The organism is Streptomyces sp. NPDC052721 (genome assembly GCF_040678315.1).
Taxonomy (GTDB): domain Bacteria; phylum Actinomycetota; class Actinomycetes; order Streptomycetales; family Streptomycetaceae; genus Streptomyces.
The window spans coordinates 7,395-31,887 of the sequence record NZ_JBFATL010000020.1 but is presented as its reverse complement, the minus strand read 5'-3'; the positions used below and the strand labels follow the sequence as shown (position 1 = coordinate 31,887).

Genomic DNA, 24,493 nt, shown 5'->3' with positions numbered 1-24,493 from the left:
TTGGCCAACGTTGTCGAGCCCCATCGGCGTGGGGAACGTCACACACCCAACTGTGCGACCAGTCAGCAGAATTCGGCCGCTCCGCTCCCGGCGAATTCCCCTCGGGTGCACTTCCCCGGAAATGTGTCCAGCGCCGCCAATGGACTTAACACGCTGGGTGAACGGCTAGCGCATTTCCGTCATCAGACCCCGCAGAAATGCCAGGTCGACCTCTTCCAGAGAGGCGACGACGGTGCGTCCCTCGGCCGGGCCGATGGGGGCCACGGAGGGGACGGCGACCACCCGGCAGCCCGCGGCCTCGGCGGCGGCGACCCCGGTGGCGGTGTCCTCGACCACCGCGCATCTGGCCGGATCCGCACCGAGTCCGGCGGCGGCGAGCAGGTACGGGTCCGGGAAGGGCTTGGTGCGGGAGACCTCGTCGCCGGCGATGGAGAGGGCGAAGTGGTGCTGCCCGAGCACGGACAGCACACGGTCGATGATGCGCCGGTGGGAGGCGGAGACCAGGGCGGTGGGGACGCCGTGCAGGTGCAGTTCGGCGAGCAGGCGGTCGGCGCCCGGCATCAGCGGCAGAGCCTGGCCGATCCGGCCCTCGAAGCCCTCGTTGAGCAGCACGGTGAGTTCCGCGAGGGTGATGTCGGCGCCGGTCGCCTCGATGAGGAAGCCGGCGCTGCGGGTCATGGGGCCGCCGACCACGACGTGCCGCCAGGACTCGTCCAGGGTGTGGCCGAGGGCGGCGAAGACCTCCACCTCGACGTCCCACCAGAAGCCCTCTGTGTCCACCAGGGTGCCGTCCATGTCGAGCAGCACCGCCTGCAGGGCGGAGCCTTCGGCTGTACGGGTTCCGAGCGCGGGGACCGTACTGGTCATCCGGGCGCACCTCCTTGAGGGACGACCAGGCCGGTTCCCGGGCGGGGAACCGGCCTGCAGTGGACCGACCAGTGTACGACTTGTCCGATCAGTCTGCTGGGTGAGACACGCGTCACCGTGCGTTGAAGTACTTCGCCTCCGGGTGGTGGATCACGATCGCGTCCGTGGACTGCTCGGGGTGGAGCTGGAACTCCTCGGACAGGTGGACGCCGATCCGCTCCGGCCCGAGCAGTTCCGCGATCTTGGCGCGGTCCTCCAGGTCGGGGCAGGCGCCGTAGCCGAGGGAGAAGCGGGCGCCCCGGTACTTCAGGTCGAACATGTCCTCGATGGCGGCCGGGTCCTCGCCGCCGAAACCGAGTTCGGCGCGGACGCGGGCGTGCCAGTACTCGGCGAGGGCTTCGGCCAACTGGACGGACAGGCCGTGCAGTTCGAGGTAGTCGCGGTAGGCGTTGGACTCGAAGAGCTTGGCCGTCTCCGCGCCGATGCGCGAGCCGACGGTGACGACCTGGAGGCCCACCACGTCCGTCTCGCCCGACTCCTCCGGGCGGAAGAAGTCGGCCAGGCACAGGCGCCGGCCGCGGCGCTGGCGCGGGAAGGTGAAGCGGGTGCGCTCGTTGCCCTGTTCGTCCAGGACGATCAGGTCGTCGTCCTTGGACACGCAGGGGAAGTAGCCGTAGACGACGGCCGCTTCCAGGAGGTTCTCGGTCTGGAGCCGGTCGAGCAGACCGCGCAGCCGGGGCCGGCCCTCGGTCTCGACCAGTTCCTCGTACGTCGGGCCCTCGCCGGTGCGGGCCTGCTTCAGGCCCCACTGGCCCTTGAACAGCGCGCCCTCGTCCAGCCAGCTCGCGTACTCCTTGAGCTGGATGCCCTTGACGACACGGGTGCCCCAGAACGGCGGCTCGGGGATCGGGTTGTCGGTGGCGACGTCGGAGCGCACGTGCCCCTCCTCCGGGCGCTCCTCGATCTCCACGGCGGCGGCCCGCACCCGGCGCTGCCGCAGCTCGGGCAGCTTCGCGCCGGGCACGCCCCGCTTGACGCCGATGAGGGCGTCCATCAGGCGCAGGCCCTCGAAGGCGTCCCGGGCGTAGCGGACCTCGCCCTCGTAGATCTCGTGCAGGTCCTGTTCGACGTAGGCCCGGGTGAGGGCGGCGCCGCCGAGGATGACCGGGAAGCGCGCGGCGAGGCCGCGCTGGTTCAGCTCCTCCAGGTTCTCCTTCATGATCACCGTGGACTTCACCAGGAGCCCGGACATGCCGATGACGTCGGCCCGGTGCTCCTCGGCCGCCTCCAGGATCGCGGAGACGGGCTGCTTGATGCCCAGGTTGACGACGTTGTAGCCGTTGTTGGACAGGATGATGTCGACGAGGTTCTTGCCGATGTCGTGCACGTCACCGCGCACGGTCGCGAGCACGATCGTGCCCTTGCCCTCGGCGTCCGACTTCTCCATGTGCGGTTCGAGGTAGGCGACGGCGGCCTTCATGACCTCGGCGGACTGCAGGACGAACGGCAGCTGCATCTGGCCGGAGCCGAACAGCTCGCCGACGACCTTCATGCCGTCCAGCAGGGTCTCGTTGACGATGTCGAGCGCCGGGCGGTCCTGGAGCGCCTCGTCCAGGTCGGCTTCCAGGCCGTTGCGCTCGCCGTCGATGATGCGGCGCCCCAGCCGCTCCTCCAGGGGCAGCGCGGCCAGTTCCTCGGCCTTGCCGGCCTTCAGGGACTTCGCCGTGGCGCCCTCGAAGAGCTGCATGAGCTTCTGGAGGGGGTCGTAGCCCTCGCCGCGGCGGTCGTAGATCAGGTCGAGGGCGGTGCGGACCTCTTCCTCGCTGAACCGGGCGATCGGCAGGATCTTGGAGGCGTGCACGATCGCCGAGTCCAGGCCCGCCTTGACGCACTCGTCCAGGAAGACCGAGTTCAGCAGGATGCGGGCGGCCGGGTTGAGGCCGAAGGAGATGTTCGACAGGCCCAGCGTGGTCTGCACCGCGGGGTGGCGCCGCTTCAGCTCGCGGATCGCCTCGATGGTGGCGATGCCGTCCTTGCGGGACTCCTCCTGACCGGTGCAGATGGTGAAGGTCAGGGTGTCGATGAGGATGTCCTCCTCACGGATGCCCCAGTTCCCGGTCAGGTCGGCGATCAGCCGTTCGGCGATCTCGACCTTCTTCTCCGGGGTGCGCGCCTGGCCCTCCTCGTCGATGGTGAGCGCGATCAGCGCGGCGCCGTGCTCCCGCGCCAGCCGGGTGACCTTGGCGAACCGGGAGTCGGGGCCGTCGCCGTCCTCGTAGTTCACCGAGTTGATCACCGCGCGGCCGCCCAGCTTCTCCAGGCCGGCCTCGATGACGTCGACCTCGGTGGAGTCCAGGACGATCGGCAGGGTGGAGGCGGTGGCGAAGCGGCCGGCCAGTTCCTCCATGTCGGCGACGCCGTCCCGGCCGACGTAGTCCACGCACAGGTCGAGCATGTGCGCGCCCTCGCGGATCTGCTCCCGGGCCATCTCGACACAGTCGTCCCAGCGGCCCTCCAGCATGGCCTCGCGGAACTTCTTGGAGCCGTTGGCGTTGGTGCGCTCGCCGATGGCCAGGTAGGAGGTGTCCTGACGGAACGGCACCGACTGGTAGAGGGAGGCGGCGCCCGGCTCGGGGCGCGGGTCCCGCTCGGGCGGGGTGAGACCCTGGACGCGCTCCACGACCTGGCGCAGGTGCTCGGGGGTGGTGCCGCAGCAGCCGCCGATGAGGGAGAGGCCGTAGTCGCGTACGAAGTTCTCCTGGGCGTCCGCCAGGCCCTCGGGGCCGAGCGGGAAGTGGGCGCCGTCCTTGGTGAGGACGGGCAGGCCGGCGTTCGGCATGCACAGCAGCGGGATGCGGGAGTGCCGGGTGAGGTAGCGCAGGTGCTCGCTCATCTCGGCCGGGCCGGTCGAGCAGTTCAGGCCGATCATGTCGATGCCGAGCGGCTCCAGCGCGGTGAGCGCGGCGCCGATCTCGGAGCCCAGCAGCATGGTGCCGGTGGTCTCGAAGGCCATCGAACACAGCAGGGGGACCTCGGTGCCGAGGCGCTCCATGGCGCGCCGGGCGCCCAGAACGGACGCCTTGGTCTGGAGCAGGTCCTGGGTGGTCTCGATGATCAGGGCGTCGGCGCCGCCGGCGAGCAGGCCCTCGGCGTTCGCCTGGAAGCCGTCCCGGATGGTGGTGAACCCGATGTGGCCGAGGGTGGGCAGCTTGGTGCCGGGGCCGATGGAGCCGAGGACCCAGCGGGGCCGGCCGTCGCGGGCGGAGAACTCGTCCGCGGTCTCCCGGGCGATACGGGCGCCGGCCTCGGAGAGTTCGTGGACGCGCTCGGCGATGTCGTACTCCGCCATGGCCGCGTGGTTGGCCCCGAAGGTGTTGGTCTCGACGCAGTCGACGCCCACGGCGAAGTACGCCTCGTGGACGGAGCGGACGATGTCGGGGCGGGTGAGGTTGAGGATCTCGTTGCAGCCTTCGAGGTTCTGGAAGTCCTCGAGGGTGGGCTCCTGGGCCTGGAGCATCGTGCCCATGGCTCCGTCGGCGACCACCACTCGGGTGGCGAGTGCCTCGCGGAGCGCGGACGCACGGGTCCGGCTGTCGGCGGAAGGGGACGTTGGCGACGAGGCCATGTAGGGGCTCCCTGGAGTGCGACGGCTGTCGGCTATGCGGCTGCCCGGACCGGCCGGGTTGCCGCACGGCGCCAGAGTAACCGGGAGTCGGCTTGGATGGGCAGCGGCGTCCACGAGGCGGACGCGGGTGACCCGGGTGCCACGCCCGGGTCGCGTGTGATGTAACAGGTGCCGTCCGACCATTAGCGGGAGGTCGGCATGGACCGGTAGTGTTCGACATTGCCGAACGGTGATTTTGACACGGCACCGGGGCAGTCGAAGGGGACGGAGGCAGGACGGCGATGGCACGGAACATCCAGTCGCTCGAACGGGCGGCGGCGATGCTGCGGCTGCTCGCGGGCGGCGAGCGGCGGCTCGGCCTGTCGGACATCGCCTCGTCACTGGGCCTCGCCAAGGGCACCGCCCACGGCATCCTGCGCACCCTCCAGCAGGAGGGGTTCGTGGAGCAGGACGACGCCTCCGGGCGCTACCAGCTGGGCGCGGAGCTGCTGCGCCTCGGCACCACCTATCTCGACGTGCACGAACTGCGCGCGCGGGCGCTGGTGTGGACCGACGATCTGGCCCGGTCCAGCGGGGAGAGCGTGTACCTGGGCGTCCTGCACCAGCAGGGCGTCCTGATCGTGCACCACGTCTTCCGGCCCGACGACAGCCGGCAGGTGCTGGAGATCGGGGCCATGCAGCCGCTGCACTCCACGGCCCTGGGCAAGGTCCTCTCGGCGTACGACCCGGTGGCGCACAGCGAGGCGCTGGACACCGAGCGGAAGGCCTTCACGGACCGCACGGTGTGCGACCCCGGCGACTTCGAGCACCTCCTCGACATCACGCGCGCGCGTGGGTACGCGGCCGACGTGGAGGAGACCTGGGAGGGCGTGGCGTCGATCGCCGCGCCCATCCACGACCGGCGCCGGATGCCCGTGGGCGCGGTCGGCATCACCGGCGCCGTGGAGCGGCTGTGCCGGGAGGGCGAGCTGCGCCCCGAGCTGATCGCGGCGGTGCGGGACTGCGCCCGTGCGGTCTCCCGCGATCTGGGCGCCGGGCGGTTCTGACCGCCGGCCCGGGCGGGCAACGACCGAAAGGGCTTCGACGTCCGGGACGCCAGGCGGCGTTCCGGCCGTCGACCTACCCTGAAATCGACCAAATGGGCCAGATCGTACGTCCGTGCACGAACGTTGATAACGCGCAGCGATCAATAACGATCCTGTTTTCGATAACAGAACCCTTGACTCACGTGTAACGCCGAAGCGAGACTCCCGTCCATCGGTCGGCATTGTCGAACACCTTCCGGCAATACGCGCTAGAGTGTGACAACGCCAAGGGCCGGCATCGCTCTCACCCCCTGAGGGCGCCAGAACCCCCGCTGGGACCGGGGTTCGGCTACCCCTGGACGAAGGACAAAGGAGTCGCGGGTGTCCAGCTCCGACATCTTCATCGGCGAGACCATCGGTACCGCCATACTCATCCTGCTCGGCGGCGGCGTCTGTGCCGCCGTCACGCTGAAGGCCTCCAAGGCCCGTAACGCCGGCTGGCTCGCCATCGCCTTCGGGTGGGGCTTCGCCGTCCTGACGGCCGTGTACATCTCCGGACCGCTGTCCGGCGCCCACCTCAACCCGGCCGTCACCGTCGCCCTCGCCATCAAGGACGGCGACTGGAGCAACGTCCCGGTCTACTTCGCCGGCCAGCTGCTCGGCGCCATGATCGGCGCGGCCCTGGTGTGGGTCGCCTACTACGGCCAGTTCCAGGCGCACCTGACCGACAGGGAGATCGTCGGCGGTCCGGGCGCGCAGGCCACGGCGGCCAAGGCGGTCGAGGCCGAGGAGCAGGGCGCCGGCCCGGTCCTCGGTATCTTCTCCACCGGTCCGGAGATCCGGAACGTGGTGCAGAACCTCGCCACGGAGATCATCGGCACGGTCGTGCTGATCCTCGCGGTCCTGACCCAGGGCCTGAACGACAAGGGCAACGGCCTCGGCATCCTCGGCGGTCTGATCACCGCGCTCGTGGTGGTGTCGATCGGTCTGTCGCTCGGCGGCCCCACGGGCTACGCGATCAACCCGGCCCGCGACCTGGGCCCGCGCATCGTGCACGCCCTGCTGCCGCTGCCCAACAAGGGCGGTTCCGACTGGAGCTACGCCTGGATCCCGGTGGTCGGTCCGCTGATCGGCGGCGCCATCGCTGCAGGCATCTACAACGTCGCCTTTGCTTGAGAAGCCTCTTGAGAAGCCTGAAGAAGCACCGAGTCTTCGAGCACGCGCCGTACGTACAGCCCCATCACCACGGATCTTTCAGGAGCACACAGTGACCGACGCCCACACCGCAGGCCCCTTCATCGCGGCGATCGACCAGGGCACGACCTCCTCGCGCTGCATCGTCTTCGACCGGGACGGCCGCATCGTCTCCGTCGACCAGAAGGAGCACGAGCAGATCTTCCCGAAGCCGGGCTGGGTCGAGCACAACGCCAACGAGATCTGGACCAACGTCCAGGAAGTCGTCGCCGGCGCCGTCGCCAAGGCCGGCATCACCCGCGACGACATCAAGGCCATCGGCATCACCAACCAGCGCGAGACCACCGTGCTGTGGGACAAGAACACCGGTGAGCCCGTCCACAACGCCATCGTCTGGCAGGACACCCGCACCGACGCGCTCTGCAGGGAGCTGGGCCGCAACGTCGGCCAGGACCGCTTCCGCCGCGAGACGGGCCTGCCGCTGGCCTCCTACTTCGCCGGGCCCAAGGCCCGCTGGCTGCTCGACAACGTCGAGGGCCTCAAGGAGCGCGCCGAGGCCGGCGACATCCTCTTCGGCACCATGGACACCTGGGTCATCTGGAACCTGACCGGCGGTGTCAACGGCGGCAAGCACGTCACCGACGTCACCAACGCCTCCCGCACCCTCCTCATGAACCTGCACACGATGCAGTGGGACGAGAAGATCGCCGAATCGATCGGCGTGCCGCTGCAGATCCTGCCCGAGATCCGGTCCTCCGCCGAGGTCTACGGCGAGGTCACCGGCGGCAAGCTCGGCGACCTGCTCGGCGGCATCCCGGTCGCCTCCGCGCTCGGCGACCAGCAGGCGGCCCTGTTCGGCCAGACCTGCTTCTCCGAGGGCGAGACCAAGTCGACCTACGGCACCGGCACCTTCATGGTGATGAACACCGGCTCCAAGATCATCAACTCCTACGCCGGTCTGCTGACCACCGTCGGCTACAAGATCGGCGACCAGCCGACGGTGTACGCCCTGGAGGGCTCGATCGCCGTCACCGGCTCGCTGGTGCAGTGGATGCGCGACCAGATGGGCCTGATCTCCACCGCCGCCGAGATCGAGACGCTCGCCCTCTCGGTCGAGGACAACGGCGGCGCCTACTTCGTACCGGCCTTCTCCGGCCTGTTCGCCCCGCACTGGCGCTCCGACGCCCGCGGTGTGATCGCCGGCCTGACCCGGTACGTGACCAAGGCGCACCTCGCGCGCGCCGTCCTGGAGGCCACCGCCTGGCAGACCCGGGAGATCGCCGACGCCATGGTCAAGGACTCCGGCGACGAGCTGGTGACCCTCAAGGTCGACGGCGGCATGACCTCCAACAACCTGCTGATGCAGACCCTCGCCGACGTCCTGGACGCACCCGTGGTGCGCCCGATGGTCGCCGAGACCACCTGCCTCGGCGCCGCCTACGCCGCCGGCCTCGCCGTCGGCTTCTGGTCCAGCACCGACGAACTGCGCGCCAACTGGCGCCGGGCCGCCGAATGGACCCCCCAGATGGACGCGGAGACCCGCGACCGTGAGTACAAGAACTGGCTCAAGGCCGTCGAGCGGACCATGGGCTGGATCGAGGACGAGAGCTGAGCGGCCCAAGACAGCTCAGACATCTCTGACGAGGAGTAAGTACCCGACATGACCAGTCAGTCCACCCTGCAGTCCGTGCCTGCCCTGGGAACGCACCCGGCTTCCGGCTCCAACCCGAGCCGGGCCGAGACCAGGGAGCAGCTCGCCAAGGCGTCGTACGACCTTCTTGTGATCGGCGGCGGCATCCTGGGCATCTCCACCGCCTGGCACGCCGCGCAGTCCGGGCTCAGGGTGGCGCTGGTCGACGCCGGCGACTTCGCCGGTGCCACCTCCTCCGCTTCCTCCAAGCTGCTCCACGGCGGCCTGCGCTACCTGCAGACCGGCGCGGTGAAGCTGGTGGCGGAGAACCACTTCGAGCGCCGTGCGGTCTCCCGCCAGGTGGCCCCCCACCTGGCGAACCCGCTCACCTTCTACCTCCCCGTGTACAAGGGCGGGCCGCACGGCGCGGCGAAGCTCGGCGCGGGCGTCTTCGCCTACTCCGCGCTCTCCGCGTTCGGCGACGGCGTCGGCCACCTGCTCTCGCCGGCCAAGGCGGCGCAGGACGTGCCCGAGCTGCGCACCGAGAACCTCAAGGCCGTGGCCGTGTACGGCGACGACCAGATGAACGACGCCCGCATGGCGCTGATGACGGTCCGCGCGGCCGTCGAGGCGGGCGCGGTCGTCCTCAACCACGCCGAGGTCACCGGGCTGCGCTTCACCAGGGGCCGGGTCACCGGCGCCGACCTCCGGGACCGGCTGTCCGGCGAGGAGTTCGGCGTCAACGCCCGCCTGGTGCTGAACGCGACCGGCCCCTGGGTCGACCACCTGCGCAGGATGGAGGACCCGGGCGCGGCGCCGTCCATCCGTCTGTCCAAGGGCGCGCACCTGGTCCTGAAGCGGACGTCTCCGTGGAAGGCCGCGCTCGCGACCCCCATCGACAAGTACCGCATCACCTTCGCCCTCCCCTGGGAGGACATGCTGCTGCTCGGCACCACCGACGAGGAGTACGAGGGCGACCCGGCGGATGTCGCGGTCAACGAGAACGACATAGCCCAGATCCTGGACGAGGCCGCGTTCTCCGTCCGGGACCAGCAGCTCCAGCGCGACCTCATCACGTACGCGTTCGCCGGTCTGCGGGTGCTGCCGGGCGGCCCCGGCGACACCGCCAAGGCCAAGCGCGAGACCGTGGTGACCGAGGGCAAGGGTGGCATGCTGTCCGTCGCGGGCGGCAAGTGGACGACGTTCCGCCACATCGGCCGGACCATCATGAAGAAGCTGGAGGCGCTGCCGGGCCACCCCCTCGGCGACGACTTCGAGCCGATCTCCTCGCTGCCGAAGAAGCTGCCGCTGCCCGGTGTCGCCAACCCGCGCGCGGTCGCCCACCGGCTGCTGGTCGACGGTCCGGCTCCGGGCCCGCGCATGGCCGCCGACACCGCCAAGCACCTGGCCACCCACTACGGCTCCCTGGCCTTCGACATCGCCCGCCTGGCGAACGAGAACCCGGAGCTGGCCGGGCGCGTCCACCCCGACGCCCCGGAGATCTGGGCGCAGGTCGTCTGGGCCCGTGACCACGAGTGGGCCGAGACGCCGGACGACGTGCTGCGCCGCCGCACCACGCTGACCATCCGGGGCCTGGCCACGGACGAGGTCCGCGCCAAGGTCCAGGACCTGCTGGACAAGAAGTAGCAAGCGGGCGCGTGCACGATCCAGGAGGGGCGGCCCCACGCCGACGGGGCCGCCTCTTCCGCTTCCCCGTGCGCGGGAACGCGCTCCACGGCCCGGCGGCGCCGCCGCATAATGTGCTGACATCCGATGTCCGGGGCGACAGGAGGCCGGCCGTGGCAGTCACCGACGAGGCGATCGAGAAGATCAAGGGGATGATCGTCTCCGGTGCGCTGCGCCCGGGCGACCGGCTGCCGAAGGAGAGCGAGCTGGCCGCCGAGCTGGGCCTGTCCCGCAACTCCCTGCGGGAGGCCGTACGCGCCCTGTCGCTGATCCGGATCCTCGACGTGCGGCAGGGCGACGGCACCTACGTCACCAGCCTCGATCCGCAGTTGCTGCTGGAGGCGATGAGCTTCGTCGTGGACTTCCACCGCGACGACACGGTGCTGGAGTTCCTGGCGGTGCGCCGGATCCTGGAGCCGGCCGCGACCGCGCTGGCGGCCCCCCGGATCGACACCGGGCAACTGGACGCACTGGAGGCCCAGTTGGACGCCCTGGGCGCCGAGCCCTCGGTGGAGCAGCTGGTCGCGGCCGACCTGGAGTTCCACCGGAGCATCGTGCAGAGCGCCGGGAACTCGGTGCTGTGCTCGCTGCTGGACGGGCTGTCGGGGCCCACCACGCGGGCCCGGATCTGGCGGGGGCTCACCCAGGAGGACGCCGTCGGCCGCACCCTGCGCGAGCACCGGGCGATCCTGGGCGCGCTGCGCGACCGGGACGCGGAGGCGGCGCGCTCCTGGGCGACCGTGCACATCGCGAGCGTGGAGCAGTGGCTGCGGTCCACCCTGTGAGTCCGGCTGTGTGACGTCGGCTCTGTGAGTTCGGCTGCTCACGCGTGTTCCGCGGCGGCGAACGGGGCAGTGATCCGTTCACTCCCCCACGCAAGGGGGCTGCGGGCGCCCCCGCCGGACGCCGTAAGGTTGGTGAGTCAAGCGAGGGCACGTCGGAAGGAGGCACTGGGTGATCGAGCTGGAGGGGGTTCCCGAGCTGATCGACCCAGTCATGGTGGCCGCGTTCGAGGGCTGGAACGATGCCGGCGACGCCGCCTCCACGGCGGTCGCGCATCTGGAACGCGAGTGGAAGGGCGAGGTGTTCGCGGCGCTGGACGCCGAGGACTACTACGACTTCCAGGTGAACCGCCCCACGGTGTTCATGGACGGCGGTGTGCGCAAGATCACGTGGCCGACGACAAGGTTGTCGGTGGTCCGCGTCGGCGGTGAGAAGCCGCGCGACCTGGTACTGGTCCGGGGCATCGAACCGTCCATGCGCTGGCGTTCGTTCTGCAACGAGCTGCTGGGCTTCGCGCACGAGCTGGGCGTGGAGCTGGTGGTCATCCTGGGCGCCCTGCTCGGGGACACCCCGCACACGCGTCCGGTGCCGGTCAGCGGGGTCACGTCCGACCCGGACCTGGCCCGCCGGATGGACCTGGAGGAGACCAAGTACGAGGGTCCGACGGGCATCGTCGGCGTCCTGCAGGAGGCGTGCACGCACGCGGGCGTCCCCGCGGTCTCGCTGTGGGCGGCCGTACCGCACTACGTCTCCCAGCCGCCCAACCCGAAGGCCACGCTGGCGCTGCTCAACCGCCTGGAGGACCTGCTCGACCTGCGCATCCCGCAGGGCGAGCTGCCCGAGGACGCGCGGGCCTGGCAGGTGGGCGTGGACCAGCTGGCCGCCGAGGACAGCGAGGTCGCCGAGTACGTGCAGACGCTGGAGGAGGCCCGGGACACCGCGGAGCTGCCGGAGGCGTCCGGTGAGGCCATCGCGCGGGAGTTCGAGCGGTATCTGCGGCGCCGGGACGTGGGCCCTCCGGGCGGCAAGCCGCGGCCTCCGGCGGCCGGGGGCGTGTCCAAGGAGGAGGACGAAGACAGCCCGGAGGACTGAGGATACGGCGGCTGAGGTACGGCGAAGGGGCGCTTCCCATGGGGAGAAGCGCCCCTTCGGGGCCTTACAGAGCCACGCCCAGCAGCGCGTCCACCGCTCGCGTGACCAGGCCGGGGGCGCCGGTGTCGGTGCCGCCCTCCTGCTCCTGCCGGGCCGCCCAGCGGTCCACCGCGGCCAGGGCGGCGGGGGCGTCCAGGTCGTTCGCCAGGGCCTCGCGGATCTCCTCCACCAGTGCGTCGGCGGAGGGGCCGTCGGGACGGGAGACGGCCGCGCGCCAACGGGCGAGGCGGGCGACGGCGTCCTGGAGGACCTGGTCGGTCCACTCCCAGTCGGCGCGGTAGTGGTGGGAGAGCAGCGCCAGGCGGATGGCGGCGGGGTCGACGCCGTCGCGGCGCAGCGTGGAGACGAAGACCAGGTTGCCCTTGGACTTCGACATCTTCTCGCCGTCCAGGGCGACCATGCCGGCGTGCACGTACGCCTTGGCCATGGGGAACTCGCCGGTGAGGACCTGGGCGTGCGAGGCGCCCATCTCGTGGTGCGGGAACGCGAGGTCGGAGCCGCCGCCCTGGACGTCGAAGCCCATGCCGAGGTGGTCGAGGGCGATGGCCACGCACTCGATGTGCCAGCCGGGCCGGCCCCGGCCGAGGGAGCCGCCGTCCCAGCTGGGCTCGCCGGGCCGGGCCGCCATCCACAGCATCGGGTCGACCGGGTTCTTCTTGCCCGGGCGGTCCGGGTCGCCGCCGCGCTCGGCGGACAGCAGCCGCATGGCGGCGGCGTCCAGGTTCGAGACCTTGCCGAAGTCCGGGTCGGACTCGACGGAGAAGTAGATGTCACCCTCCAGCTCGTAGGCCGCGCCGAGGTCGCGCAGCCGCTCCACGAGCGGGACGATGCCGGGTATCGCCTCGACGGCGCCTATGTAGTGCTGCGGCGGGAGCATCCGCAGGGCGGTCATGTCCTCGCGGAAGAGGGCGGTCTCCTTCTCGGCGAGGGCGACCCAGTCGACGCCGTCCCGGTCCGCCCGCTCCAGCAGCGGATCGTCGACGTCGGTGACGTTCTGGACGTAGTGGACCTGCCGCTTGGTGTCGAGCCACACGCGCTGAACCAGGTCGAACGCGTTGTAGGTCGCCGCGTGACCCATGTGGGTCGCGTCGTACGGCGTGATGCCGCAGACATAGATGCGGGCGACGGGACCGGGGTCGAGGGTGACCAGGCCGCCGGTCGCGGTGTCGTGGATCCTCAGGTCGCGGCCCTGACCAGGCAGGGCGGGGACCTCGGAAGCGGGCCAGGCATGCATGTACATGAGCCTAACCGGCGCCGAGCTGCGTATACGAACGGGATCGGGCCGGATGGCCGGTTCCGCGGTCTTGTGACTCGGCGCCGGATGTGCTCACACGGGCGGCCAGGGGATGGCGGGCCACTCCCCGCTCGGTTCCGGATGCAGGCCCGAGGTGAGCAGCGCGTCGACACGCGCGCGCGTGGCGTCGATCTCCGCCGCCGTGATCAGTGCGGCCAGCCGCCGGCCCAGATCCCCCTCCAGGCCTTCGCGCAGCCCCTTGAGGACGGCCACGGCCTCCGGGGTGAGGGGTTCGCCGGCCCAGCCCCACAGCAGGGTGCGCAGCTTGTTCTCGACGTTGAAGCTGACGCCGTGGTCGATGCCGTAGAGCCGGCCCTCGGCGGTGGGCAGCAGATGGCCGCCCTTGCGGTCGGCATTGTTGATCACCGCGTCCAGGACGGCGAGCCGGCGCAGCCGCTCGTCGTCGGCGTGCACCAGCAGCGCGGTGCGCCCCTCGCCGACCTCGGCGAACCCGATCGCCTTCCAGCCCGGCTCCGGCTCCTCGGCGTCGACCAGGGCGAGCAGCTCCGCCTCCGGGTGGACGTCGATCCACAGCTGGCACATGCCCTCGCCGTACGGCCCGTCGCGCAGCACGGTGGGCGGCACGAGCCCCCAGCCGGTGGCCTCGGAGACCTCGTAGGCGGCCACCTCGCGGCCCGCGAGGGTGCCGTCGGGGAAGTCCCACAGCGGGCGCTCCCCGGCCACCGGCTTGTACACGCAGGAGGCTTCCCGGCCGTCCAGGGCGACCGTGCAGAACAGCGCCGCGTTGGACGCCTCGCGGATCCGGCCGCGCACGGTCAGCTCACCCCGCGCGAGCAGTCCGGCGGGGTTCGGATCGGCCGTCACGCTCCGCGGCGGTATCCGTTCTGGCGCGGACATACATGTCCTTCCGGATCGAGCGGGAGGCTGCACAGCGGGCACGGTGGCCGCCCGGCGTTGACGATGTCGAGGGCGCGCTTGGCGAAGGCCCGGGCCTGCGCGCCGGTCAGCCGGACCCGCAGCATCGGGGGTCCGTTCTCCTCGTCCTGGAGCAACCGTTCCTCGGCCTCGGCCAGGTCCTCCTCGGTGTCGGCTTCCAGCTCCACGAGGGCCTGCGCCTCGACGATCATGCGCTGTTCCTCGCCGTCCCAGGCCAGGGCCATGGTGCCGACGCGGAACTCCTCCTCGATGGGGGTCTCCAGCGGCGCGGTGTCGGCGATCTCGGAGGGGGCCACGGCGGGGACCGCGGCGCTGCCGCCACTACGGCGTACGACCTCGTCGAGCAGTTCGTCCATGCGCTCGGCGAGCGCGGCGACCTGGGTCTTCTCCAGGACCACGCTGGTCACCCGGGGGCCTGCGGTGGCCTGGAGGAAGAACGTACGGCGCCCGGGCAGTCCGACCGTGCCGGCCACGAAGCGGTCCGGCTGGTCGTAGAGGAACACCTGACGGGACACGTCCTGTCTCCATTGATGTCGTGGTTTCGAGCGTTTCAGCGGTGCGGGCCATGCGGACACGCGATGGGGTGAGTCGCTTCACCCTACTGCGGCCGACGATCACGGTGCGCCCGCACCACCCCCGACCGGTGCGTCGCCCTCACCGGGTTCCTCGCGCGGGGCGAGCGAAGCGAAGTCGCCGGTGTCGCCGAGGCGGACGAGGAAGGGCCGCAGACGGGTGTAGCGGATGGCGGTGACGGAACAGGGCTCCACGGAGATCCGCTGGAAGAGATCGAGGTGAAGACCGAGGGCGTCGGCGACGAGCGACTTGATGATGTCGCCGTGGGAGCACATCAGGTAGACGGCGTCGGCGCCGTGCTCGCGCTCCACGCGCGCGTTCCACTCGCGTACGGCCTCGGCGGCGCGGGTCTGCATGGCCCGCATGGACTCCCCGCCGGGGAAGGCGGCGGCTGACGGGTGGGCCTGGACGACCTCCATCAGCGGCTCGTCCTTCAGCTCGGCGAGCTTGCGGCCGGACCAGTCGCCGTAGTCGCACTCCCCGATCCGCTCCTCGGTGTGGAGGGGGAGGCCGGGGCGGGCCTCCAGCAGGGGGCGTACGGTCTCCTGGCAGCGCTGGAGCGGGCTGGTGACGACCTCGGAGAGCGGCAGGCCGGCGAGCCTTGCGGGCAGCGCGGCGGCCTGCGCGGCGCCGCGCTCGTCCAGGGCGACGCCGGGCGTCCTCCCGGCGAGCACACCCGAGGTGTTGGCGGTGGAACGTCCGTGCCTGACGAGGATCAGCGTGGGCATGCGGACCAGGGTAGGCGCATGAAGGTGTGCGCCGGCGGCTGGGCGAAGGGAGAATGCGCGGCGTGATCGTTGACTGCGCCATCTATCGGCAGGGGCACCGCACCGAGGGGCCGGAGGACCTGTCCGACGCGCTCGCCGAGGCGCGGGCGGCGGGCGGCTTCGTGTGGATCGGGCTGCACGAGCCGTCCGAGCGGGAGTTCGAGCTGGTCACCCAGGAGTTCGGACTGCACCCGCTGGCCGTGGAGGACGCGCTCAAGGCGCATCAGCGACCCAAGCTGGAGGTGTACGACGACTCGCTGTTCATGGTGCTGAAGCCGGTCGTGTACGAACCGGAGAGCGACGCGGTCTCCGCCGGCGAGGTGATGGTCTTCGTGGGCGACTCATTCGTGGTGACCGTCCGGCACGGCGAGTGCTCGCCGCTGGCGGCGGTGCGGCACCGGCTGGAGGAGGAGCCGGAGATGCTCGACAAGGGGCCCACCGCCGTGCTGTACGCGATCGCGGACGCCACCGTCGACCACTATCTGGAGGTGGCGACGGAGCTGCAGACCGACCTGGACGAGCTGGAGGCGGAGGTGTTCCAGCCCGAGACCGGTGGCTCCCGCAACACCGCGTCCCGGATCTACACCTTCAAGCGGCAGGTCCTGGAGTTCCGCCGGGCCACCGGGCCGCTGACCCTGCCGCTGGCCCGGCTGGCCGGCAACGGCCCGACGGGCGGCACGGTGCCCTTCGTGCACGACAAGGCACGGCCCTTCTTCCGGGACGTGGGCGACCACCTCACGCGCGTGAACGAGTCGGTGGAGGCCCTGGACCGGCTGGTGTCGGACATCCTCTCCGCCCACCTGGCGCAGATGAGCGTCCGGCAGAACGACGACATGCGGAAGATCTCCGCGTGGGCGGCGATGGCCGCGGTCCCCACCATGATCGCGGGCATCTACGGCATGAACTTCGACCACATTCCCGAACTGCACTGGCTGTGGTCGTATCCGGCGGTGATCCTGGTGATGGCCGTGCTGGAGGTGCTGCTGTACCGGCAGTTCAAGCGGCGCGGCTGGCTGTGAGCGCGGCTCAGGCGCACTCGGGCGCGGGTGCCGCCGGTCCGCCGAGGGCGTCGTGGCGCTCGGGCATGGTGAGGGTGACCATGCGGTGCCAGCCGGCGAGGCGTTCGTAGGCGTACACGGCGTGGATGCCGGCCGCGAGCAGCGCGGACCTGGCCTTCGGCCAGCCGAGGATGCGGCTCATGCGGGCCATGACGGCGAGGCTGACGTCCCGGTGGACGCGGATCTCGGTGAGCGCGCACGCGCGCAGGGTGCGCTGGATCAGCCGGCCGTGCCCGGCGGCGGCGAGGCGCAGCAGTTCCTCGTGGGTGTAGGCGAGGTGGTTGTCCTCGTCGTCGGAGATCATGCGGACGGCCTTGCCGATCTCCGGGTGGTCGGCGAAGTACGTCCGCAGCAGCCCCAGCTGCTCCGCGGCGCGCTGTTCGGTGACCCTGCTGTGCGCGAGGTAGACGATGACGTCCCGCACGGTCAGGGGCTCGTCCCGGCGGAGCTTGTCGTGGGCGAGGCCGATGCCGCGCCGCTCCAGGAGCATCGTGTAGTCGGTCTCGGGCGGGACGGGGACGGGGGTGAGGCCGCGCTTCTTCAGCAGGGCGGTGAAGACGCGCCCGTGCTTGTCCTCGTCGGCGCCGTGCCGGGCGATCTTCGGGGCCAGCGCGCGTTCGCTCCGCGGCACCAGCGCGGCGATCCGCCCGTTCTCCCAGCCGCCCTGGGCCTCCCCGCTTGCGGCGATGGAGCAGAAGAGCCGGAAGGACTCGTCGTTGTCGAGGATCTCCTGGAACAGACTCTTGGCCGACAGCATGGCAGGCACCTCTCCGCAGCTCCGCCGGACTCCGCGAAACGGATCCCGCGAAGAACGAGTCAAATGCGCGGCGGACAGGGCCGCAACAGGGGTGCGGGCGGACTGGTCCGAACGGAGGAAGGGGGGCGCGGCGGGCGGGGCGCCGGGGTGTGGACGGTGGGACGCCGGGGCGCGAAGGGCGCGTGGACAGGGGCCGCCGATGCCGTGAACGGCGGGGCGGCGGGTGCCCGCTGGAGTCGTGAAAGAAGGGGTCGCGGTCGTAACCGGGCGGTGCCGGGCGCGTTGTTCTCGGTGACGGCCGTGGCGGGGAAGACCCCCGAGCCCCCACCACGGCCGCTGAAATCCCCTTTACGCGAGCCCGGCGCGCTCCAGGGCCTCGCTGCCGGCCCGCAGGGAGGCGATCCGCTCCTCCAGCGTGAAGCCGGCCGGGGCCAGGCTGAGGGTGGTGACCCCGGCGGCGGCGTAGGCCTTCATCCGGTCGGCGATCCGGTCGACGGAGCCCAGCAGGGTGGTCCGGTCGATGAGGTCCTGCGGGATCGCGGCGGCGGCTTGCTGCTTGTCCCCGGACAGATACCTCCGCTGGATCTCGGCGGCCTCCTTCTCGTACCCCATGCGCTGGGCGAGCTGGTTGTAGAAGTTCTGCTTGGCGCTGCCCATGCCGCCGACGTACAGCGCGGTGTACGGGCGGAAGGTGTCGGCGAGCCGGGCCACGTCCTTGTCGTCGCCGAGCGCGATCGGCAGGGTCGGGCACACGTCGAACCCGTCGAGTGTCAGTCCCGCCTTCTCCCGGCCGGCCCGCAGGTACTTGACCGTGGTCTCCTCCAGGTGCTCGGCGGAGGGGAAGATCAGCAGCGCGCCGTCGGCGATCTCGCCGGTCTGCTCCAGGTTCTTCGGGCCGATCGCGGCGATGTAGAGCGGGATGTGCTCGCGCTGCGGGTGCACGGTCAGCTTGATCGGCTTGCCCGGGCCGCCGGGCAGCGGCAGCGTCCAGTGCTCGCCCTCGTACGTCAGCCGCTTCCGGGTCATCGCCCTGCGCACGATCTCCACGTACTCGCGGGTGCGGGCGAGCGGCTTGTCGAACTTGACGCCGTACCAGCCCTCGGAGACCTGCGGGCCCGAGACGCCGAGGCCGAGCCGGAACCGGCCGCCGGAGAGCGAGTCGAGCGTGGCCGCGGTCATCGCGGTCATCGCGGGCTGCCGGGCCGGGATCTGGAAGATGGCCGAGCCGACGTCGATGCGCTCGGTCTGGGCGGCGACCCAGCTGAGCACCGTGGCGGCGTCGGAGCCGTAGGCCTCGGCGGCCCAGCACACCGCGTAGCCCAGCCGGTCGGCCTCCTGCGCCACGGCCAGGTTGTCGCCGTCCATTCCGGCACCCCAGTAGCCGAGGTTGATCCCGAGCTGCATGGCCGAATCCCCTTACCCATGAGTAACGTCCCTGTGCGGCAGACCTTAGCGCGGGGGCGGGTGCCGGGGGCAGGGTGCCCGGCTTCGGCGGTTCGCCGGTGGGTCTTCGGCGGTTCCTCGGCTGCGGGCCGGGTAGGGGCCGGTCGCGCAGGTCCTCGCGTCCTTCGGGGCACTCCGAACGGGTTGTCCACAGGCAACCCACCGCACCGGGTTCCGGCCAGTAATCTCGCGGGCATGGAGCAGAGGCATCTCGGCCGGACCGGCCTGCGCGTGTCCCGGATCGGACTCGGCACCCTCACCTGGGGCCGGGACACCGACGAGCACGACGCCGCGGACATGCTGAAGGCGTTCTGGGAGGCCGGCGGCACCCTCGTCGACACGGCGGACGTGTACGGCGACGGGGAGGCGGAGTATCTGCTGGGGCAGCTCATGGACGGCCTGGTGCCCCGCCGTGAACTGGTCATCTCCACCAAGGCGGGCAGCGTTCCCGACCCCGACCGCCGCTTCGACGGTTCCCGCGGCCATCTGCTCGCCGCGCTCGACGCCTCCCTGGCCCGCCTGGGCACCGACTACGTCGACCTGTGGCACATCCACGCCTACGACCCCGCCACCCCGCTGGAGGAGACGCTCCACGCCCTCGACCTCGCCGTCAGCAGCGGCCGGGCCCGGTATGCGGGGGTGTCCAATTTCTGCGGCTGGCAGCTGGCCAAGGCGGCCACCTGGCAGCTGGCCGCGCCGGGCGTCCGCACCCGGCTGGCCAGCACACAGATGGAGTACTCGCTGCTCCAGCGGGGCGTGGAGCGCGAGGTGCTGCCCGCCGCGCTCGACCTCGGGGTGGGCCTGCTGCCCTCCTCCCCGCTCGGCCGGGGCGTGCTGACCGGCAAGTACCGGCACACCACTCCCCCGGACTCGCGCGGCGCCTCCGAGCACCTGGCGCCGTTCGTGGAGCCGTACCTGGACGACGCGGCGACCCGCATCGTGGACGCGGTGACGACGGCCGCCGACGGGCTCGCGGTCACCCCGCTCCACGTGGCCCTCGCCTGGGTCCGGGACCGGCCCGGGGTGGTCGCGCCGATCGTCGGCGCACGCAACGCGCAGCAGCTCACGGCGGCGTTGTCAGTGGAGGCCCTTAGTCTTCCTGACGAGATCTGCCGGGCGCTGGACGATGTGTCGGCGCCCGTGCACCGCTATCCCGATCACGACTGGAGCACGCTGTGAGCACGGAGCCGGAGACCACGGAGGAAGCCGGGCCGGGGACGCCGGACACACCGGGGACCACGGAGCAGGGCACCGACGGGACCGTCACGGCCGAGGGCACGACCGACACCGGCGGTGCCGTCGGCGACTCGGGCGCGGCGGATGCCCTCACCGGCGCCGAGAGCACGGACGCCGTCGGCGGCTCCGGCAGTGCCGATGCCACCGGCGACCCGGACAGCGCGGACGCCGGTGGCGACACGGGCGCGGCGGATGGCATCGGCGGCGCGGACGCCGGTGGCGACACGGGCGCGGCGGATGCCCTCACAGGCGCCGAGAGCACGGACGCCGTCGGCGGCTCCGGCGGTGCCGAGGGCGGTGCCGCCGCTGCCGAGTTGTCCGAGGCGGAGGCCGAGTTGGCCGCGCAGCGGATCGAGCGGGAGCGGATCGAGCGGCGCAAGGCCGAGAAGAGGGGCCCGATCGACAGCGGCACCAAGCTGAGCGGCAAGGCCGCCGACCTGCTCGCGGCGGTCCGGGCCGTGGAGAGCGGCGAGAAGCCGGTGGCCGCGGTGTTCGCGGAGCCCGCACCGGCACCGCGCCGCCCCGCCCCGGAACCGGTGCGCAGGCCCCAGCCGGCCCCCGCCCCGGTCGCGCCCAGCGGCCCCGCGCCGGAGACCGTCGACGCCGTGCGCCGCGTGCTGGCCGAAGGCGGCGCACCCGACACCCTGGCCCCGCAGGTCGCCGCGGCCCTCGGTGAGGGCGCCGACACCGCCCTCCGGGAGGACCCCTGGCAGTTGCTCCGCATCGGCGGCGTACGGCCGGACCAGGCCGACGGCTTCGCCCGTGCGCTGCTCGGCGCGGCCTGCGGCCCGGACGACGAGCGGCGGGGCCGCGCGCTGACCGTCTGGCTGCTGGAGCAGGCGGCCGTGGCCGGGCACACCGCCCTGGAGCTGCCCACGCTCACCGCGGCGCTCGGCAAGCAGGGCGTGCCGGACCCGGACGCGGCGGTGCAGGGCGCGCTCGCCGAGGGTGAGGCGCTGGTGTTCCAGGACGCCCTGGAGGAGCCCGGCGCCGCCGCGCCCCAGGCAAGCGACGAGGACACCGACGAGGAGGGGGAGCGGCCGGTCCGGGTTCTCGTCGGTCTGGAGCGGTACGCGCTGGCCGAGGAGAGCCTCGCGGACGGCCTGGCCCGGCTGGTCAACTCCCTGTCCAAGGAGGCCGGGCAGGCCTGGGAGGGCACCGCGGCCGGATTGTCCGGCGGTGCTGCGGAGCTGGCCCGCGCGGTCGCCGCGCACGGCCTGGTGCTGCACACCGGCGGAGAGGCGGCCCGCGCCGAACCGGCCGCGCTGCTCGGTGCCGCCCGTGCCGCGGGCCTGCGGGCCTTCGCCGCCTGCCACACCCCGGACGGGCGCCGGCGACTGGCCGAGCGGCTGGGCGGGGAGCCGGCGGAGCACGGCGTGGGCACGGTCGCGGGGCTGCTGTCCGGCACCGAGGGCCCGGGCCGCGACGCGGACGGCGCCCTGGAACTCGATCTGCTGATCGTGCTGGACGCGCCCCAGCTCGACGTGGAGAGCGCCGCGATGCTGGTGGAGTCGCTGCCCGACGGGGCCCGGCTGCTGCTGAGCGGTGACCCCGGGGTGCTGTGGTCGGCCGGTCCGGGCCGCGTCTTCGCCGACCTGCTCGCGGCCCGCGCCTGCCCGCAGACCGCCTCCCGCGTCCCCGACCCCGGTCCGCTCGGCGAGCTGGTCTCCGGCATCGGCGTCGGCGAGCTGAACCAGGTCGCCGCGCCGGGCAAGGAGATCGTCATCGTGCCGGTGCGGGACGCGGGCGAGGCCGTGCACCGGACGGTGCAGCTGGTCGCGGACTCGGTGCCACGGGCGATCGGCGTCCCGGCCGACCAGACCGTGGTGATCACCCCGGGCCACGGCGGCGCCGCGGGCACACGCGCCCTCAACTCCGTCCTGAAGGAGCGCCTCAACCCCGGCCCCGGCCGGTTCGGCGGCTTCGACCCCGGCGACCGGATCGCCTACTCCCCCGCACCGGGGCGCACGGTGCCGGGTGTGGTGGTGAAGGCCGACGCCGACGGGCTGCACCTGTCGTGCGCCGGCGCCCCCGTCGTCGTACCGCGCGAGCGGGTGGAGGGCAGCGTGCGGCACGGCTGGGCGCTGACCGCGCACCAGGCGGTGGGCACCCGCTGGCCGGCGGCGGTCGTGGTCCTGCCCGGCGACGCCGCGCAGGCTCTCAGCCGCCCCTGGGTGTACACGGCGTTCGGCCGGGCGGAGCGGCACCTGTCCGTGGTGCACGGTGTGGAACAGGCCCTGCCGAAGGCGGTGGCGGAGGTCCCGTCCAAGCCGCGCACGACCCGACTGCAGACGCTGCTGCGCACGCAGGTCGCGGCGACCTGAGTCTTCGCCCGCGCGTCTTCGCCCGCGCGTCTTCGTACGATCGTATTCCTCCGCGCCTCTGCCTCCGCCGCGAGCGGCGATCACGCGACCGGGGATCAGTCGCGACGGCGGAGTCCGGCGGTGCCGTACCGGCCCCAGGCCCACGGCACCGCCACCGCCGTCACTTCCACCCCGCACTTCCACCCCGTCACTTCCACCTCTTCACTTCTCGGCGTCGAGCGCTTCCAGCTCCCCGTCCCCGTCCCCGTCCCCGTCCTCGTCCTCGTCCTCGTCCTCGTCGACGAAGTCGATGTCGTCCTCGCCGTCGGAGACCTCGTCGTCGAACACCGCGCTCACATCGAACCGGCACACCACCTGCTGCGGATCGATGTGCTCGAACGGCGCCTCCAGCCACTCCCCCGCCTCGGGCGGCTCCTCGGCCGCGGTGACCCAGAGCGTGGAGTCGCCTTCCTCCAGGCCGAACTCCTTGTGCCGGGAGGCGATCTCGTCCGGTTCGAACTCGCCGAAGAGGATGCCCAGCGCCCCCGGAACCGTCCCGGCGGCATCGTCTTCGTCCACGACGTCGTCGAACTCCGCCGCCTCGACCCGCTGGGCCTGCGCCAGCAGGCGCTGGGGTTCTGCCACGGTGTAGTCGCGGCGGATCAGCACACTGATCGCGTTCGGCTCCTCCGGGCCCGCGTACGGCGGCAGCGCTTCCTCCGCGCCGGGGATCTCGAAGGGGGTGACCTCGTCGAAGCGGTCGTAGAGCAGTTCGTCGTACGCCTCGGCGGCAGCGGCCAGCTGGTTGAACGCCTCGGACACGGCCGGGTCGTCCTCCCCCGACCTGCGTTCGACCGCGGCGAGATGACGGTCGAGCGCGGTCTTGACGGCCTCGGCGGCGGCGCGTACCTCGGCAGCGGTGGGCTGCGCAGCATCAGACATAGTGCAGACGCTATCCGTACCGGGCACCAGCCCGCACAATAGATGCGATGCCGGAATACGAATTTGTCGACGTGTACGTACCTCGCGGGGTCTCCCGCAAGGAGGCCACACGTCTGCTGACGGACCATGCCGAGTACGGACACTGGGAGTTGGACCGACTGAGCCTGTTGCGCGACGGCAGCCGCAAGGTGCGGTTGCGCCGGCGGATCATCCGCCAGGTGCGCGCGACATGGTGAGCGTGATCACAGGGTGAGTGTGGACAGATGAACGGAGCGGGCCCCGCCGGCATGGCAGGGGCCCGCTCCGTTTCGGGTCACGCCCTGGCGCGCGCCTTGCGGTAGAGCACCGCTCCGGCGAGCAGCGCGCCCGCGCCGGCCGGCAGGGCGATGCCGAGCGGCACCTCGCTGCCCGTATGGGCGAGCTGGCCGGTGCTCACGGGCTGACCGGAGCGGCCCACCTGGGCCCTGACCTGGGACGTACCGTGCGTGCCGGAGCCGCCCTCGCCGGTCTGGGTGCCGGTGCCGGGGTGGCCCGGATGGCCGGGGTGCCCCGGGTTGCCAGGCTTACCGGGCTGCCCGGGATGACCCGGCTTCCCCGGATGCCCGGGCTCACCAGGCTTCCCCGGATGCTCTGGCTCTCCCGGCTTCCCGGGATGCCCGGGCTCCCCCGGGTGACCCGGGTGCCCCGGCTCCCCGGGCGGATTGCCGTGCCCGCCCTCGTTGGCGCAGTCGTTCCCCACCGCGGCGTTCCCCACCCCGATGACGTCGACGCTGTTGCCGCACACGTTCACCGGGACATCGATCGGCACCTGCACGGTGTTGCCGGAGCCGACGCCCGGCGAGCCGCCGGTGTGGCCGTCCGCGTGCGAGCCGCCGGAACCGCTGTGGTGACCCCCGGAGGTGCCGCCGTGGTTGGCGCATGCGTTGCCCACCGACGGGTTCAGGAGCCCGACGACGTTCACGGTGTTGCCGCAGATGTTCACCGGCACGTGCACGGGCGCCTGCACCGTGTTGCCGGACAGTACGCCGGGTGATCCCCCGGCAAAGCCCGCCGCGCCCGAGTCGGCGTGTGCGTAGCCGCCCGCGGCGGCGATGACACCGGTCGCGGCGGCCATGGTCATCAGGCTCTTGCGTGTGCCTTGTCGCATGCTGAATACCCCCCTGCCTTCCATGTCTTCGTTTCCGGAAAGACCGGTCGGGCGCCGCGGGGGGGCGCGCGCCCACGGCCACGAGCGGGAGAAATAGACACCAACGGGCACCCC

The 24,493-nt window shown here is 71.9% G+C and carries 20 protein-coding genes; 10 read left to right on the top strand and 10 right to left on the bottom strand.

The window, feature by feature from the left end; translation table 11 throughout:
- Positions 1–165 precede the first annotated feature (165 nt).
- Complete coding sequence (locus tag AB0L21_RS20210) at positions 166–867, bottom strand: HAD family phosphatase (protein WP_365785448.1); 702 nt, start codon at positions 865–867, stop codon at positions 166–168.
- Positions 868–979: 112 nt separating this feature from the next.
- A complete protein-coding gene (gene metH / locus AB0L21_RS20205) occupies positions 980–4,492 on the bottom strand; it encodes a methionine synthase (RefSeq protein WP_365785446.1) in 3,513 nt (1,170 codons plus the stop codon).
- 281 nt (positions 4,493–4,773) lie between these two features.
- Here metH and AB0L21_RS20200 point away from each other — a divergent pair, with 281 nt between their 5' ends.
- The 6 genes from AB0L21_RS20200 to AB0L21_RS20175 all read left to right on the top strand — a co-directional run bounded on the left by AB0L21_RS20200 (position 4,774) and on the right by AB0L21_RS20175 (position 11,902).
- Positions 4,774–5,538, top strand: coding sequence for an IclR family transcriptional regulator (locus tag AB0L21_RS20200; protein WP_365703860.1), 765 nt, complete (start codon positions 4,774–4,776; stop codon positions 5,536–5,538).
- A 360-nt stretch (positions 5,539–5,898) separates the two neighbouring features.
- The gene (locus AB0L21_RS20195) at positions 5,899–6,693 is read left to right on the top strand and encodes an MIP/aquaporin family protein (protein WP_365703858.1); all 795 of its coding nucleotides are present in this window, start codon (positions 5,899–5,901) and stop codon (positions 6,691–6,693) included.
- A gap of 91 nt (positions 6,694–6,784) precedes the next feature.
- Positions 6,785–8,323 (top strand): glycerol kinase GlpK, encoded by a 1,539-nt coding sequence (glpK, locus tag AB0L21_RS20190; protein WP_365703856.1) that lies wholly within the window; start codon positions 6,785–6,787, stop codon positions 8,321–8,323.
- 48 nt (positions 8,324–8,371) lie between these two features.
- Positions 8,372–9,988, top strand: coding sequence for a glycerol-3-phosphate dehydrogenase/oxidase (locus tag AB0L21_RS20185; protein WP_365785444.1), 1,617 nt, complete (start codon positions 8,372–8,374; stop codon positions 9,986–9,988).
- A gap of 152 nt (positions 9,989–10,140) precedes the next feature.
- Entirely contained in the window at positions 10,141–10,812 is a 672-nt protein-coding gene (locus AB0L21_RS20180; protein WP_365703852.1) for a FadR/GntR family transcriptional regulator, read from the top strand.
- A 169-nt stretch (positions 10,813–10,981) separates the two neighbouring features.
- Entirely contained in the window at positions 10,982–11,902 is a 921-nt protein-coding gene (locus tag AB0L21_RS20175; protein WP_365785442.1) for a PAC2 family protein, read from the top strand.
- A 64-nt stretch (positions 11,903–11,966) separates the two neighbouring features.
- Here the strand turns inward: AB0L21_RS20175 and mshC are convergent, their stop codons facing one another.
- The 4 genes from mshC to AB0L21_RS20155 all read right to left on the bottom strand — a co-directional run bounded on the left by mshC (position 11,967) and on the right by AB0L21_RS20155 (position 15,454).
- Complete coding sequence (gene mshC / locus AB0L21_RS20170) at positions 11,967–13,196, bottom strand: cysteine--1-D-myo-inosityl 2-amino-2-deoxy-alpha-D-glucopyranoside ligase (RefSeq protein WP_365703848.1); 1,230 nt, start codon at positions 13,194–13,196, stop codon at positions 11,967–11,969.
- A 93-nt stretch (positions 13,197–13,289) separates the two neighbouring features.
- Positions 13,290–14,114 (bottom strand): SCO1664 family protein, encoded by an 825-nt coding sequence (locus tag AB0L21_RS20165; protein WP_365703846.1) that lies wholly within the window; start codon positions 14,112–14,114, stop codon positions 13,290–13,292.
- Positions 14,078–14,668: a DUF3090 domain-containing protein gene (locus tag AB0L21_RS20160; RefSeq protein WP_103812375.1), complete on the bottom strand. Its 591-nt coding sequence runs from the start codon at positions 14,666–14,668 to the stop codon at positions 14,078–14,080. The genes AB0L21_RS20165 and AB0L21_RS20160 overlap by 37 nt, the downstream gene beginning before the upstream one ends.
- 99 nt (positions 14,669–14,767) lie before the next feature.
- Positions 14,768–15,454: a histidine phosphatase family protein gene (locus AB0L21_RS20155; RefSeq protein ID WP_365703844.1), complete on the bottom strand. Its 687-nt coding sequence runs from the start codon at positions 15,452–15,454 to the stop codon at positions 14,768–14,770.
- A 62-nt stretch (positions 15,455–15,516) separates the two neighbouring features.
- On the opposite strand from AB0L21_RS20155, the gene corA reads away from it, so the two are divergent.
- Complete coding sequence (gene corA / locus AB0L21_RS20150) at positions 15,517–16,512, top strand: magnesium/cobalt transporter CorA (protein WP_365703842.1); 996 nt, start codon at positions 15,517–15,519, stop codon at positions 16,510–16,512.
- A 7-nt stretch (positions 16,513–16,519) separates the two neighbouring features.
- Here the strand turns inward: corA and AB0L21_RS20145 are convergent, their stop codons facing one another.
- Together AB0L21_RS20145 and AB0L21_RS20140 are read right to left on the bottom strand one after the other, a co-directional pair.
- The gene (locus tag AB0L21_RS20145; RefSeq protein ID WP_365785440.1) at positions 16,520–17,308 is read right to left on the bottom strand and encodes a ferritin-like domain-containing protein; all 789 of its coding nucleotides are present in this window, start codon (positions 17,306–17,308) and stop codon (positions 16,520–16,522) included.
- A gap of 348 nt (positions 17,309–17,656) precedes the next feature.
- On the bottom strand, positions 17,657–18,712 hold the full coding sequence (locus AB0L21_RS20140) for an LLM class F420-dependent oxidoreductase (protein WP_365785438.1): 1,056 nt from the start codon (positions 18,710–18,712) through the stop codon (positions 17,657–17,659).
- A gap of 234 nt (positions 18,713–18,946) precedes the next feature.
- On the opposite strand from AB0L21_RS20140, the gene AB0L21_RS20135 reads away from it, so the two are divergent.
- Both AB0L21_RS20135 and AB0L21_RS20130 read left to right on the top strand, forming a co-directional pair.
- The gene (locus tag AB0L21_RS20135) at positions 18,947–19,930 is read left to right on the top strand and encodes an aldo/keto reductase (RefSeq protein WP_365703836.1); all 984 of its coding nucleotides are present in this window, start codon (positions 18,947–18,949) and stop codon (positions 19,928–19,930) included.
- Complete coding sequence (locus AB0L21_RS20130) at positions 19,927–22,311, top strand: helix-hairpin-helix domain-containing protein (RefSeq protein ID WP_365785436.1); 2,385 nt, start codon at positions 19,927–19,929, stop codon at positions 22,309–22,311. The genes AB0L21_RS20135 and AB0L21_RS20130 overlap by 4 nt, the downstream gene beginning before the upstream one ends.
- A gap of 201 nt (positions 22,312–22,512) precedes the next feature.
- Here the strand turns inward: AB0L21_RS20130 and AB0L21_RS20125 are convergent, their stop codons facing one another.
- Positions 22,513–23,232, bottom strand: a complete 720-nt coding sequence (locus AB0L21_RS20125; protein ID WP_365785434.1) for a hypothetical protein — start codon at positions 23,230–23,232, stop codon at positions 22,513–22,515.
- 47 nt (positions 23,233–23,279) lie between these two features.
- On the opposite strand from AB0L21_RS20125, the gene AB0L21_RS20120 reads away from it, so the two are divergent.
- Positions 23,280–23,468: a DUF5703 family protein gene (locus tag AB0L21_RS20120; protein WP_043407302.1), complete on the top strand. Its 189-nt coding sequence runs from the start codon at positions 23,280–23,282 to the stop codon at positions 23,466–23,468.
- A 77-nt stretch (positions 23,469–23,545) separates the two neighbouring features.
- Here the strand turns inward: AB0L21_RS20120 and AB0L21_RS20115 are convergent, their stop codons facing one another.
- Positions 23,546–24,379, bottom strand: coding sequence for a chaplin family protein (locus AB0L21_RS20115; RefSeq protein WP_365785432.1), 834 nt, complete (start codon positions 24,377–24,379; stop codon positions 23,546–23,548).
- Positions 24,380–24,493 lie beyond the last annotated feature (114 nt).

What these genes read in the sequence shown, in the direction of transcription:
- AB0L21_RS20140 (WP_365785438.1), bottom strand. Translation starts at nt 18,712, where the DNA reads ATGCAGCTCGGGATCAACCTCGGCTACTGGGGTGCCGGAATGGACGGC.
- AB0L21_RS20115 (WP_365785432.1), bottom strand. Translation starts at nt 24,379, where the DNA reads ATGCGACAAGGCACACGCAAGAGCCTGATGACCATGGCCGCCGCGACC.
- AB0L21_RS20210 (WP_365785448.1), bottom strand. Translation starts at nt 867, where the DNA reads ATGACCAGTACGGTCCCCGCGCTCGGAACCCGTACAGCCGAAGGCTCC.
- mshC (WP_365703848.1), bottom strand. Translation starts at nt 13,196, where the DNA reads ATGCATGCCTGGCCCGCTTCCGAGGTCCCCGCCCTGCCTGGTCAGGGC.
- AB0L21_RS20200 (WP_365703860.1), top strand. Translation starts at nt 4,774, where the DNA reads ATGGCACGGAACATCCAGTCGCTCGAACGGGCGGCGGCGATGCTGCGG.
- AB0L21_RS20165 (WP_365703846.1), bottom strand. Translation starts at nt 14,114, where the DNA reads ATGTCCGCGCCAGAACGGATACCGCCGCGGAGCGTGACGGCCGATCCG.
- AB0L21_RS20155 (WP_365703844.1), bottom strand. Translation starts at nt 15,454, where the DNA reads ATGCCCACGCTGATCCTCGTCAGGCACGGACGTTCCACCGCCAACACC.
- AB0L21_RS20135 (WP_365703836.1), top strand. Translation starts at nt 18,947, where the DNA reads ATGGAGCAGAGGCATCTCGGCCGGACCGGCCTGCGCGTGTCCCGGATC.
- AB0L21_RS20120 (WP_043407302.1), top strand. Translation starts at nt 23,280, where the DNA reads ATGCCGGAATACGAATTTGTCGACGTGTACGTACCTCGCGGGGTCTCC.
- metH (WP_365785446.1), bottom strand. Translation starts at nt 4,492, where the DNA reads ATGGCCTCGTCGCCAACGTCCCCTTCCGCCGACAGCCGGACCCGTGCG.
- AB0L21_RS20145 (WP_365785440.1), bottom strand. Translation starts at nt 17,308, where the DNA reads ATGCTGTCGGCCAAGAGTCTGTTCCAGGAGATCCTCGACAACGACGAG.
- AB0L21_RS20125 (WP_365785434.1), bottom strand. Translation starts at nt 23,232, where the DNA reads ATGTCTGATGCTGCGCAGCCCACCGCTGCCGAGGTACGCGCCGCCGCC.
- AB0L21_RS20185 (WP_365785444.1), top strand. Translation starts at nt 8,372, where the DNA reads ATGACCAGTCAGTCCACCCTGCAGTCCGTGCCTGCCCTGGGAACGCAC.